Annotated in this window: 11 protein-coding genes; 7 read left to right on the plus strand and 4 right to left on the minus strand. The window is 45.6% G+C overall.

Annotated features, from left to right (window positions below):
- Positions 1-145: 145 nt before the first annotated feature.
- Together QUB24_RS18190 and QUB24_RS18195 are read left to right on the plus strand one after the other, a co-directional pair.
- Positions 146-577: an NfeD family protein gene (locus QUB24_RS18190; protein WP_333154583.1), complete on the plus strand. Its 432-nt coding sequence runs from the start codon at positions 146-148 to the stop codon at positions 575-577.
- Positions 578-784: 207 nt separating this feature from the next.
- Positions 785-1,753, plus strand: coding sequence for an SPFH domain-containing protein (locus tag QUB24_RS18195; RefSeq protein WP_333154584.1), 969 nt, complete (start codon positions 785-787; stop codon positions 1,751-1,753).
- Between the two features lie 308 nt (positions 1,754-2,061).
- Here the strand turns inward: QUB24_RS18195 and cimA are convergent, their stop codons facing one another.
- The gene (gene cimA / locus QUB24_RS18200) at positions 2,062-3,846 is read right to left on the minus strand and encodes a citramalate synthase (protein WP_445300419.1); all 1,785 of its coding nucleotides are present in this window, start codon (positions 3,844-3,846) and stop codon (positions 2,062-2,064) included.
- A 75-nt stretch (positions 3,847-3,921) separates the two neighbouring features.
- Between cimA and QUB24_RS18205 the strand changes: the two genes are divergently transcribed.
- The 3 genes from QUB24_RS18205 to QUB24_RS18215 all read left to right on the plus strand — a co-directional run bounded on the left by QUB24_RS18205 (position 3,922) and on the right by QUB24_RS18215 (position 5,986).
- Entirely contained in the window at positions 3,922-4,260 is a 339-nt protein-coding gene (locus tag QUB24_RS18205; RefSeq protein ID WP_333154585.1) for a 2Fe-2S iron-sulfur cluster-binding protein, read from the plus strand.
- Positions 4,261-4,556: 296 nt separating this feature from the next.
- Positions 4,557-5,654, plus strand: coding sequence for a glycine oxidase ThiO (gene thiO, locus QUB24_RS18210; protein ID WP_333154586.1), 1,098 nt, complete (start codon positions 4,557-4,559; stop codon positions 5,652-5,654).
- A gap of 125 nt (positions 5,655-5,779) precedes the next feature.
- Entirely contained in the window at positions 5,780-5,986 is a 207-nt protein-coding gene (locus QUB24_RS18215) for a hypothetical protein (protein WP_190734189.1), read from the plus strand.
- A gap of 336 nt (positions 5,987-6,322) precedes the next feature.
- On the opposite strand, the gene QUB24_RS18220 is transcribed toward QUB24_RS18215, so the two are convergent.
- A complete protein-coding gene (locus QUB24_RS18220) occupies positions 6,323-6,790 on the minus strand; it encodes a hypothetical protein (protein WP_333051426.1) in 468 nt (155 codons plus the stop codon).
- A 101-nt stretch (positions 6,791-6,891) separates the two neighbouring features.
- Entirely contained in the window at positions 6,892-7,137 is a 246-nt protein-coding gene (locus QUB24_RS18225; protein WP_333154587.1) for a hypothetical protein, read from the minus strand.
- Positions 7,138-7,356: 219 nt separating this feature from the next.
- On the opposite strand from QUB24_RS18225, the gene QUB24_RS18230 reads away from it, so the two are divergent.
- Entirely contained in the window at positions 7,357-8,472 is a 1,116-nt protein-coding gene (locus QUB24_RS18230; protein WP_333154588.1) for a fatty acid desaturase, read from the plus strand.
- A 390-nt stretch (positions 8,473-8,862) separates the two neighbouring features.
- Here the strand turns inward: QUB24_RS18230 and QUB24_RS18235 are convergent, their stop codons facing one another.
- Positions 8,863-10,611, minus strand: coding sequence for an ABC transporter ATP-binding protein (locus QUB24_RS18235; RefSeq protein WP_333154589.1), 1,749 nt, complete (start codon positions 10,609-10,611; stop codon positions 8,863-8,865).
- Positions 10,612-11,260: 649 nt separating this feature from the next.
- On the opposite strand from QUB24_RS18235, the gene groL reads away from it, so the two are divergent.
- A complete protein-coding gene (gene groL, locus QUB24_RS18240) occupies positions 11,261-12,952 on the plus strand; it encodes a chaperonin GroEL (protein ID WP_333154590.1) in 1,692 nt (563 codons plus the stop codon).
- The last annotated feature ends 226 nt before the right edge of the window (positions 12,953-13,178 follow it).

The following is a 13,178-nucleotide window of genomic DNA, read 5'->3' on the forward strand; positions in this document are numbered from 1 at the left end:
ACGATGGAAGCCTCAACCTGGTACCACGGCGCGAAAAATCGCTCTGAGGGCCAGCAAGTCGCAAACCCTTGCAGAGTCAGTTGTTTGCATTTCTTAAATCTTAAATTTCCAATCTAAGATCTAAATAGTATCACCTATTCTTTTTATGATCTGGACTCCGACGCTCCTTTGGCTGATAGCTGGGTCTTTGCTCTGTTTGGCAGAGATATTTCTCCCCACTGCTTTTGTCGCTTTTATGATGGGACTGAGCGCCTTCGCCGTAGCTGGATGCTCTCTAGTTCTACCTTACGTTAATTTACAAATATTCCTCTGGATGGTATTTTCGACAGTTTTTGTGCTGCTGTCTCGGCGGTTGATACCCAAAGGCACCGCAAGGGCGATCGCAGATTCTCAGGAAGCAAAAACTTTAACAGAAATTCCCCCCGGAGAAGCCGGCAGAGTCATTTATGAGGGGAATTCTTGGCAAGCTCGCTGCGAAGACACGAAGGCTACTATCCCCCCCAACCAAAACGTAATTGTCGTCGGACGGAAAGGCACTACTCTGATAGTTTTGCCAGAAAATCTCTTGCATTCTTAAACAAAATGCGTAATTAATCACAGGCAATTAGTAGTCATTAGTCAGTAGTGATTAGTCAGTAGTCAGTAGTCAGTAGTCATTAGTCATTAGTCATTAGTCATTAGTCAGTAGTCATTACTCATTAGTCATTAGTCATTAGTCATTAGTCCACAAACATTTAACAGTCAACAGTCAACAGTCAACAGTCAACATTTATAGGAGGCAACCGTGGAACAATTTTTTTTACTTGTATTTTTAGCACTCGGTGGCTCAGCCCTCGCAGGTTCCGTCAAGATTATCAATCAGGGAAATGAAGCGCTGGTGGAAACTTTAGGTAAATACAGTGGCAAGAAACTGGAACCAGGTTTAAATTTTGTCACGCCGTTTCTCGATCGCGTCGTGTACGAGCAAACAATTCGGGAAAAAGTTTTAGATATTCCCCCGCAAGCTTGTATTACCCGCGATAATGTTTCCTTCACCGTTGATGCTGTGGTTTACTGGCGCATTGTAGACTTGGAAAAAGCTTGTTACAAAGTAGAAAATCTCCAGTCAGCAATGGTAAATATGGTGCTGACTCAAATTCGCGCCGAAATGGGTCAACTGGATCTAGAACAAACCTTTACTGCTCGTTCTCAAATTAATGAAATCTTGCTCAGAGACTTAGATATTGTTACAGATCCTTGGGGAGTGAAAGTAACGCGGGTAGAATTGCGGGATATTATCCCTTCTAAAACTGTACAGGAATCGATGGAATTGCAGATGGCAGCCGATCGACGCAAGCGGGCGGCAATTCTGACATCCGAGGGCGAACGCGAGTCAGCAGTTAACAGCGCCAAAGGTAAAGCAGAAGCGCAAGTTCTGGATGCAGAAGCGCGCCAAAAAGCGACTATTTTGGAGGCGGAAGCTCAACAAAAGGCGATCGTCCTGAAAGCTCAAGCAGAACGCCAAAGTCAGGTTTTGAAAGCTCAAGCTACTTCCGAGGCTTTGCAAATAATCGGCAAAACTCTGCAAAATGACCCCAATGCTCGCGAAGCTTTACAATTTTTGTTAGCTCAAAACTATCTGGATATGGGTGAAAAAATTGGCACCAGCGACAGCAGCAAGGTGATGTTTATGGACCCGCGCAGCATTCCCGCTACGCTCGAAGGAATGCGAGCGATAGTTGGGGAAGGTAATAATAATGAGGTAAAAAAGTAGGGAGCATCTCATATTTGTAAAAACACTTCTTCTGGCTCCTTCCTTCTGACTCTTTCCTCCTGCCTCGCAGCAAGAGAGCCTCCTGCCTCAAAACTCAAATTTCGACTAGCTTGGCTGCTTTCATTGAGATGCTCCCAAAAGTAGGGGAGCATCTCATATTTGTAAAAACACTTCTTTTGGCTCCTTCCTTCTGACTCTTTCCTCCTGCCTCAAAACTCCAATTTTCTAGCTTGACTGCTTTCATTGAGATGCTCCCCTTGGTATCTATTTAAACATCGATATTCAGGCAACTTCTCTTCGCCGTTAACCTAATAACTCGACACAGTTAAAACGATCGCCTCCCTATCTCCCAACACCAAACCATACTCCAAACCCTCAACAACCGCCTGATAAGAAGCATCCAAAATATTACCAGAAACCCCCACAGTCGTCCAGCGGTCTTGACCGTTGCTAAACTCAACCAACACGCGAGTTTTAGCAGAAGTTCCCGCACATCCGTCCAGAATTCGCACCTTATAATCGGTTAAGTTAAAATCAGTAATGGCCGGATAAAAATTCCGCAAAGCCTTCCGCAAAGCCGCATCAAGTGCCGAAACAGGCCCATTTCCTTCCGCGCATTCCAGAATATCTTGACCGTTAACAGTCACTTTCACCGTTGCTAAAGAATTAACTGTTTCCTCCCTACCTTTATCGCAGTGAACTTGAAAACCTTTGATTTCAAATAAACGCTTGCGCTTGCCCAAGGCCTCCCGCATTAACAATTCAAAAGAAGCCTCAGCACCCTCAAATTGATATCCCTGGCTTTCCAAATCTTTCAATTTTTCCAAAATTTGGCGGCAAGCAGGATTTTTGCGATCGAGATCCATGCCAAAAGTGCGCGCCTTCGCCAAAACATTGCTCAAACCAGCTTGATCCGAAATCACAATTCGCCGCCTGTTGCCAATTTTTTCCGGTTCCAAATGTTCGTAAGTTAACGGATTTTTCTCAACCGCCGATACATGAATTCCGCCTTTGTGAGCAAAAGCCGAAAGACCGACAAAAGGAGCACGATCGTCGGGAGCAAGATTGACAATTTCACTAATCGATCGACTTACTTGAGTTAATCTAACTAATTGCTCGTCTTCAATGCAATTCTGACCCAACTTTAGCTGAAAATTAGGAATCAAGGAACATAAATCGGCATTGCCGCAGCGTTCGCCGTAACCGTTTATAGTTCCCTGTACCATCCTCACTCCTTCCCGCACAGCAGCCAAAGCATTAGCAACCGCAACTCCTGAGTCGTTGTGAGTGTGAACTCCCAGTTGAATTTGAGACTTTCTGCCCGCCTTAATAAGGGGTTGAATTTGAGACTTTCTGCCCGCCTTAATAAGGGGTTGAATTTGAGACTTTCTCCCCCCCTTAATAAGGGGGGGTTGGGGGGGGTGAATTTCCGATTCCGAAATATCCCAACTTTCTATTATTTCTGCCACCTCGCGAACAACCTGACTGACTTCGTGAGGCAAAGTACCGCCGTTAGTATCGCAAAGCACCAGCCATTCTGCACCGGCATCGGCGGCTACTTCTAAAGTTTTAATAGCATAATCTCGATTGTGTTTGTAGCCGTCAAACCAGTGTTCAGCATCGTAAATAACGCGCCTTCCCTGACTCCGCAAATATTCAATTGTATCTCGAATCATCGCCAGATTTTCGTCTAGCGTGGTCTTCAAACTTTCAATAACGTGCAAATCCCACGACTTGCCAAACAGCGTCACCCAGCGAGTACCGGCGGACAAAATAGCCTGCAACATTTCATCATTAGCTGCGGTAGTTCCCGGCCGCCTAGTCGAACAAAAAGCTACAACTTCTGCTTGAGTTAGGGGCTGTTCTTTGAGTCGCCAAAAAAATTGTACGTCTTTAGGATTCGCCCCCGGCCAGCCGCCTTCAATAAAGGGAATTCCTAAACTGTCTAACTGTCGAGCAATTCGCAGTTTGTCTTCGAGAGATAAGGAGAGTCCCTCGCACTGAGCACCGTCTCGCAGCGTGGTATCGTAGATCCAGAGCCGATTTGTCATGGGAAATTGCGATCGAGAAATTGGTAATATATCACTTACCATATTAGATGAATTTATTTGAATTTAATGCGATAATATATAGGAAAATTAACATAAATCTAACTGGGGTAAATTGCTGTGGTCAAGGTACAAGCGCAAGGAAAAACATTTGAGTGCGATCGCGGAGCCAATCTCCGTGAAGTATTGCTCAAAAACGGCATCGATCTCTACAACGGCAACGCCAAAGTCATCAACTGCCACGGCCTCGGCACTTGCGGCACCTGCGCCGTCACCGTCGAGGGCGAAGTTTCCGAGTCCCAGTGGCGCGAAAAAGCCCGACTTTCGGTTCCTCCCCATTCTCCCGCCTCCAACCGCCGTTTGTCCTGCCAAACCAAGGTTTTAGGCGATATTAAGGTGACAAAATATGACGGTTTCTGGGGTCAGGGTTCTGAAACTGTCTGGAAAACCCAACCATAGATTTTTTGTTAAGGAAGGTAGATAGGACGATCGCCTTGCCAGATAATCTGTAAGATTTGTGCAAGAATTCTAACTGTAAGGTGCACACGAGGCACCTTACCATAAAGAAATCCGAGAGGTCAATCGATTTTAGATTTTAGATTTTAGATTTTAGATTGAAGCATTGACCCCACGGATAAATTCGGGGGGCAAGTTTCTCGGATACACGTTTTTTTTATTTCTCCACGGATGAATCCGGGGGCTTGTATCCTAGATGCTTGATTGTCAAAAAGCTCAGAAAGTCCATATAAAAGTTAATGAATTCATCTAAAGATATTCTGATTATTGGCGGCGGAATAATTGGTCTTTCGCTAGCAGTAGAACTGAAATTGCGAGGGGCATCTGTCGCGGTTCTCACCGCCGATTCTAAACAACCGACGGCTCGGGCTGCCGCTGGAATGCTTGCCCCGCAAGCCGAACGAATTCCCCCCAGTCCGATGCTGGATTTGTGCTTGCAAAGTCGCGCACTGTATCCTGCCTGGGTGGAACGGCTAGAAGATATTACCGGATTGAAAACAGGATATTGGCGATCGGGAATTCTCGCACCAGTTTGTCAAAATGAGCCTCAAGAAAAGCCGCTTTTGTCAAACCTTAATTATCAATGGTTGGACAGAGATACTGTTCGCCAGCACCAGTTTGGATTAGGTCAAGAAGTAATTGGCGGTTGGTGGTATCCTGACGACGCTCAAGTAGACAACCGCGCTTTATTTCGGACGCTTCAGGCCGCAACTAAAGAATTGCAGATTGAGATTATTCAAGGCAATGCAGGGGAAATTGTTCGGCAGGGAAACCGAGTTTTTGGCATTGAAACAACAGCAGGAAAATTGCAAGCCGACCGTTATGTTTTGGCGGCGGGTGCTTGGTCTGAGCAGTTATTGAATATTCCTGTTTTTCCAAGAAAGGGACAAATGCTGTCAGTATGTGTACCAGAAGATAGGGGAGTTATCCAGCCCCTGCAAACCGTTCTATTCGGGACGGGAATTTATATTGTGCCACGTCAAGATGGCAGAATTATTATTGGTGCAACTAGCGAAAATGTGGATTTCACCCCAGGAAATACGCCTGCTGGAATGCAAAGTTTGCTAGCAGGAGCGATTAAGTTATATCCCGAATTACAAAATTATCCGATTCTGGAGTTTTGGTGGGGATTTCGGCCAGCTACTCCTGATGAGTTGCCGATTTTGGGTGATAGTGCTTGGGAGAATTTGACATGGGCTACGGGGCATTACCGCAATGGCATTTTGTTGGCTCCGGTGACGGCTAAATTATTGGCGGATTTGATTTGGAATCAGAAATCAGATCCGTTATTGGCTGCTTTTCATTATTCGAGGTTTCCTGAATCTTGGAAGGTTTAAAATGGTAAATAGTGAGATTTGTTGCTTTTTTTAAGACGAGGCAGAGCCGCATAACGAGAAACAAAAGTCAACCAAAAGGATATTTTTTGCTATAATCTAATCAGCACAATAGGGTTTTGTAAGTTATGACTTTCAGTGATGTGGTCGAGACGATCAAAAATCTTTCTACTGACGAAAAGCAAGAGCTTCAACTGTTGTTGAAGCAATATCTCCGGGAAGAACGTCGCGAAGAGATGTATCAAAACTTTAAGTCAGCGCAGATTGAACAACAAAAAGGTGAACTGAAATTTTCGGCTAACATCAATGAACTCAGAGTAATGATAGAGGAATAATCGTGGAAGTCAGTTTCAGTTCTTCATTCAAGCGTGCTTTCAAAAAGCGGATCAAAGGCGATGCTGATTTGGAGGCTAGGTTTTTGCCAAAGCTGGAACAGTTCATCAGATAGCCGTTTGAATCAAGCTTAAAAACTCATAAATTGTCCGGTAGGCTCAAGGAGTTTTGGAGCTTTAGCGTAGATTACGACGAAAGGGTACTTTTCTACTTTACAGAAGACGGAAAAGCCGTGTTTGTAGACTTGGGAAGTCATGATGAAGTATATTAATCGACGGAACAATTGCTACAGTAGCGCTGTAAGTAGCGCGCCAAACCATTTTTTGGTAAGTCCTGAATTAGTTCGCATCCTGTTTTTTGGGTTGGTTTAATTCCCTGCATTTAGCGGCCGCCAAATCGTAAGCATTTTGGTAATCGCTACCGCCTAACATCAAATCACCGTAATATTCATAAGGTTGATTGCCATAAATCGGCAGCGGGTCGTCTTCAGGATAATCTTCTTTTGATTCTTCTAGGATTGCTTTGAGTTTCTTGACGCTGAAGCGCTGGACTGGGAAGTAATGAATGTCTTGAGCGATGAAACCGAGATGGGGAAAGGTTGGGTCAACAATTCGCTCGTCGAGTTCAATCCAGCTATACTCGATGGGTTTATATGGCACTCCAGGCACAGCTAAAAAGCCTTGAACATAAATTGCGCCTTCGGTGGCTAACGCTGCTTTACAAGCGTTGTCAAAGCAGTTTTTACGGTTGCTTTTGATGCGAGTCGCCATTTCAATAGAAAGCGCCTCATCTAATAGTTCGGTCATAACCCATTTCTAGTCGCGTGTGCGATTAGATTGTAGCAAACCCGAGCTATCTCCGAGCACAAAAAACGCAGGCAATTGCGATCGCTCCTCAAATTCTCGTTTCAAGGAGTTGATCCAAAATCCTCTGCGCTTCTGGATGTTGTGTCAGCTTTGGTTTCCGGGGCGGGCGGTTTGTCGATCGCCCCTATAGCCCTCCCAACGGATAAAAAGTTTTCGCCAGTATCCCAACTTTTGAGCGTGCGATCGAGTTGAGGGTAGATCCCGGTACGGTAAAGTGTGGCACATACGATGCAAGCAAAAATAGCGGCATACATCACCACAGGTCGATCGTGCAACCAATCAATCATATTAATGCCTTCCGGTGCAGCAATTTGTTCGGCTGCTAACAGGCTTTACAGTTTTTTTTGTAAACAAACCAGAGTTGTGATAACCTCATAAATGTGCAAAAATCGGTTCCCACAAAAAAAACCTTTGGAAGAAACGGGGAAAGTCCGGGGTAAATCCGCCGCTGTCCCGCAACTGTGATGCTAAGCTAAGCACTTATCCACACACCATAGATATACTGAATGAAAAGCGCGATCAAAAAGTCGGATTTTGTGCTGGCTCCTTATATGAAGAGCAACAATTTGAAAGCTACTTGCCAAATACTCAATACAGTTATTCCTTATATATTCTTATGGTTTTTAGCATTTAAAGCTGTTGCTATTTCTGTATTCTTGCTGCCGCCGATAATGGTGTTGATGACACTTTTTTCAGGACGTTGTTTCTCTTTGATGCACGATTGCGGACACTATTCTCTTTTTAGTTCCAAAAAAGTCAATCGCATTATGGGTTTTCTGCTAGGTATCATCAATGCGATTCCTCAGTATCCCTGGTCGAGGGGGCACGCTTATCACCACAAACATAATGGTAATTGGGATATGTACCGAGGCCCTTCGGCGTTGATATCCACCGAAAAATTTGCGGCGCTAAGTCCATTTAGTCAAAAGATCTATCAGTTACTCAGACACCCATTGATGCTGTTTCCCGGTGGTTTTTTCTATCTAATTATTAAGCCCCGACTCGCGCTAATCTTAGGAATTACGGGTTTTATCCGACATATTTTTGCTTGTCTCAAGCAAGATTTAGGCATGGGTTTATCTGCAATCATTGCTTCTTATAAATCTAAACATTGGTATACGACGGCTGAGTTTTGGGATTTACTCTTCAACAATATTTGTGTTGTTGGTAGCTGGATTTATCTGAGCAACTTACTGGGGTTTGGCTTTTTCTGGAGTGTTTACTCAATTGTCATGACCTGTTCAGCAGCGATATTTATCTGTATTTTCTTTGTTCAGCATAATTTTGACGGTTCCTACGCTCATAAAGCCGAAGGTTGGGACTATCTTCTGGGCGCAATTGAAGGCAGTAGTTACCTAAAATTACCGACTATTCTCAATTGGTTTTCTGCTGATATTGCTTACCACAATATTCATCATCTTTCGGAGCGAATACCTAACTATAATCTTGAAGCTTGTCACAATGCTAATATTCACCTGCTTGCTAATTCAAAATCACTGACAATCCGCGATATTCCTGACTGCTTCCAATTCATTCTTTGGGATGCTGCTTCAGATAGTCTGCAATCGATTAAATTGTTTCAAGAAGCAGAAGAAATTCCATTCAGTAATGTAGCTAATTAAAATCGGTTAGCAATAAATTTGGTCGCTTTTTTAGCACCAAAATCATATGATTAGGGATGCAGTTAGTGGGAGCAATTTTAACAGTAACTTTCCTAGTTAAGTAGGTGGTTACAAATAAACATTAGATGGGTCGGGCGGGTTTAGCCGGGAGCTATGCTAGCAGCCAATTTATTCTCACAAAACCCGCCCTCCTCGTGACCAGTTTATTTGCACCAACCTACTTATCTAGGGTCTAAGTATAGATGACTCAAAGTATTTATCATATGATGTCCGATCGCCCATAATACAATTGCCGGGGCCCGTTTGTGAGATTGTCCGTTTTTGGCAAATATTATTGGTGAACCCGCCCCTACAGGAATCAGGGTAATCGACCGGACATGATATCCTTTGTCAATGCAGCAATTCCTCTAATTTTTGCTGGTTCCACAAATACTGATAAAGCCCTGTTTGCCCTACCAATTCAACGTGAGTGCCACTCTGAACTATTTCTCCTTGCTCCATCACAAAAATGCGATCGGCACTGGCCGCCGCTGACATTTGATGCGAGATAAAAATTACCGTTTTGCGATCGGTTCCCGTTGCCAAGTTTCGCAAAATGTCGGTAGCAGTTTGATTGTCAACGCTGGAAAGAGCGTCATCCAAAATGAGCACGGGGGCGTCAACTAGCAAAGCGCGAGCAAGTGCTGTCCGCTGCCGCTGTCCGCCGGATAAAGTAATGCCGCGCTCGCCGACAACTGTTTTGTACTGCTGGGGAAAGTTGAGGATTTCGGCGTGAATTTGCGCTTGTTTTGCTGCGGCTTCAATCTCCGGCTGTTCCGCTAAGGGGTTTCCGTAGCGGATGTTATTCTTGATGGTAGTGCCGAACAGAAAGCTTTCTTGCGGAACGTAGGCGATCGCCCCGCGCAATTCGGTCAACTTTACCTTGGTAATATCCTGTCCGTCTACAAATAACTCGCCCGGATCGATGTCCAGCAAGCGTGGCAGTGCATTAGCTAAAGTTGATTTTCCAGATCCGATCGCCCCGACAATTGCGACAGTTTCGCCCGGTTTTATGGTAAAATCAACATTTTTAAGCGCGGGTATCTTAGCACCGGGATAAGTATAATTTAGATGGCGAGCCACAATTTCTCCTTTGACTGGAGTTGCCAGTTCAACTGCATCGGCAGTATCCTTAATTTGCGGTTCCACAGTCAGAATTGATTCGATGCGATCGACACTCACTTCTCCCCGCTGGTAAGCAGTAATTGTGAAACCCAACAGCGCCGTCGGAAACACCAAACGCTCGACATAAATCAGCAACGCCACAAAATCGCCAATGCTAATTTGACCATTAGCAATTGCCCCGCCACCAGCAGAAAGCAGCACCAACAAACTGATGCTTGCCAAACCGCCCAGCAGCGGAAAAATAAAGTTTCTAGTTTTTGCTAATTCCAAATTTGCTGATAGCAACTTCGCATTGGAATTGCGAAAAGCTCGGCGTTCGTTTTCTTCTTGAGCGTAGATTTTAATTACGGACATCCCGCTCATATCTTCCTGAATTAAATCGCTCATCGCCGACAATTCCTCTTGCACGGCTAACTGTTGGATGCGAAGTTTGTCGCTAAATAACTGTACCAAAACCAGCATTAAAGGATAAACTGCGATCGCAAACAGTGTCAACCTTACATTAATCCCCAGCATCACCGGCAAAGTCAAAGCATAGGCAAATGCCGTATTCGCTAAACTGAGTACCGCAAACCCCACCAAGCGCCGAATATTGTCCAAATCGGAAGTAGCGCGGTTAATTAAATCTCCTACCGTATTGGCTGCAAAATAAGACGGTTCTAATGTTAATAAATGATTAAATATTTGCTGTTTGAGGTCAAATTCGACTTGACGCCCGACGCCAAACAGCAAAATCCGCGACGCCATCCGAATTACCCACATAATTGAGGCGAGAATCAGAATTAGTGCCACGAAGTTGAAAACTTCGTCAAATTTAGTCGCCACTTGCAGAGTGTCCACTGCATTCCGAATCAGTAGGGGAATGTAAACGCCCACAGCATTGACAACTAATAGCGAAAAAACGCCCCAGAAGGTTGGTTTCCAGTGCGGGCGCATATAAGAGCCGAGTTTTTGCAGTCGAGAATAACGAGCCATTTGTTAGTGCGTAATTTGAGATTGATTGAGGAAAGAAAGAAGGTTCCGCAACGAGCAATGTACGGGATGTAACGGATGGATGCTGAAGGAAGAAGGAATCTTCCCCAAGGTTTTTAGCAATTAAGAACGTCCTAATAGTCTTGGCGGTTGCTATAGGGATGAGAATTAAATAAAATCCACTTTTCATGACTGTTGTGGGATGGGCGTCCCGCCCGTCCCCAATAGACGGGCGGGACGCCCATCCCACAAGAAAAAAGGGAAATTATTTAATTGACGATCCATAGAAGGTAGAAGTTTGAAAAAAAGAATAGAAGCTCTATCGAAAGGTAGATGACCGAAAACACAAGTTAAGAAATTTTTATTAAAAATTCTGCTTTGGGATAACGCGCCATCAAAATTAGGTTTAGGCCTGAACCAAAACCTGATTATATCGATATGTAACAAACCACATTATATCTGTGGGGACACGAGATATGTGGGGACACGGCATTGCCCTGTCCTTAGCCACCCGGAACGATCGCGCCCAAATCTCCCATCCGTCCCCCTAATCCCCCACACCGTTGAGGCGCGCTACAATCAAAAATCGATCGGCTTAGCACTCAGACTCAGAGAGTGCTAAATTTGCTAATGTAAGCGATTGGAGACAAACATGACAAAAATAGTTGCATTTAGCGACAAATCTCGGCGGGCACTAGAACGCGGCGTCAATCAACTCGCCGATGCTGTCCGCATCACCTTGGGCCCGAAAGGCCGGAACGTCCTATTGGAAAAGAAATACGGCGCTCCCCAAATCGTTAACGACGGTATCACCGTTGCTAGGGATATCGAGCTCGAAGACCCCCTGGAAAATGCCGGCGCTCGCTTAATTCAAGAAGTCGCCTCCAAAACTAAAGATATCGCAGGCGACGGCACTACAACCGCAACGGTTATCGCTCAATCCCTCATTCGCGAAGGTTTGAAGAATGTCGCAGCAGGCGCAAACCCAGTCGCGCTGCGCCGGGGTATTGAAAAAACGATCGCCCACTTGGTGCTGGAAATCGAGAAATTGGCGAAACCCGTCGAAGGAAGCGCCATTGCTCAAGTCGCTACTGTCTCCGCCGGTAACGACGAAGAAGTCGGCGCCATGATTGCCCAAGCAATGGAAAAAGTCACCAAAGACGGCGTAATTACTGTTGAAGAGTCGAAATCTCTGACAACGGAATTGGAAGTTGTCGAAGGGATGCAGTACGATCGCGGATATCTTTCTCCGTATTTCGTCACTAACACCGATCGCATGGAAGTTGAGTACGAAAACGCTCGCATCCTGATTACCGACAAAAAAATTAGCTCGATTCAAGAACTAATTCCAGTTCTCGAAAAAATCGCCCGCACAGGTCAACCGCTGCTAATTATCGCCGAAGATATTGAAGGCGAAGCTTTGGCAACTCTGGTAGTCAACAAAGCCCGCGGCGTATTGAACATCGCAGCAACCAAATCTCCTGGTTTTGGCGATCGACGCAAAGCTATGCTTCAAGATATCGCCGTACTCACCGGCGGTCAACTGATTTCTGAAGAAGTCGGACTCAGCATCGATACGGCAACCCTAGAAATGCTCGGTACCGCCCGCAAAATTACGATCGACAAAGAAAACACGATCATTGTTGCAGGCGAAGAACACAAAGCTGACGTGCTAAAACGGATCGAGCAAATCCGCAAACAGCTAGAAGCGACGGATTCCGACTACGACAAGGAAAAGCTAACCGAACGCATCGCCAAACTCGCCGGCGGCATCGCTGTAATTAAAGTCGGCGCAGCTACCGAAACCGAGCTCAAAGACCGTAAACTGCGTATTGAAGACGCTCTGAACGCTACTAAAGCTGCTGTGGAAGAAGGTATCGTTGCCGGAGGTGGCACGACGCTAATTCACCTGATTACAAAAATAGATGCGATCAGAAATACTTTAGACACCGAAGAACAAGTAGGCGCTGACTTGGTGAAGAAAGCTTTGGAAGCACCTTTGCGTCAAATCGCTGATAATGCCGGCGTTGAAGGTTCGATCGTCATCGAACGAGTGCGGGCGAGCGAGTTCAACGTTGGCTACAACGCTCTCACCGACGTGTACGAAGATATGATTGCCGCCGGGATTATTGACCCGGCTAAGGTAGTGCGATCGGCTTTGCAAAATGCCGGTTCCATTGCTGGCATGGTTTTGACCACTGAAGCTGTGATTGTCGAAAAACCCGAGAAGAAAAAAGCCGGCGGCGACATGGGCGACATGGGCGGCATGGGCGGCATGGGCGGCATGGGCGGCATGGGCGGCATGGGCGGCATGGGCGGCATGGGCGGCATGGGCATGATGTAGTTTTCAACCATAAGCACCATGCGTGTAAACAAGCGCGTCTTATGTACTACCCGTCTACTGTTTGACGATTAAGGCAGTTTATCCCCCCGGCATCCCCTGATTGTCCGGGGGGATTTTTCATTCTCTTGTAGGGGCAATCCCCCCGTGGTTGCCCCAATCCCCCCGTGGTTGCCCCAATCCCCCCGTGGTTGCCCCAATATTTGAAACACCGATTCCCTCGTCAGTG

The sequence above is a fragment of the Microcoleus sp. B9-D4 genome, assembly GCF_036705105.1.
In the GTDB taxonomy this organism is placed as follows: Bacteria; Cyanobacteriota; Cyanobacteriia; order Cyanobacteriales; family Microcoleaceae; genus Microcoleus.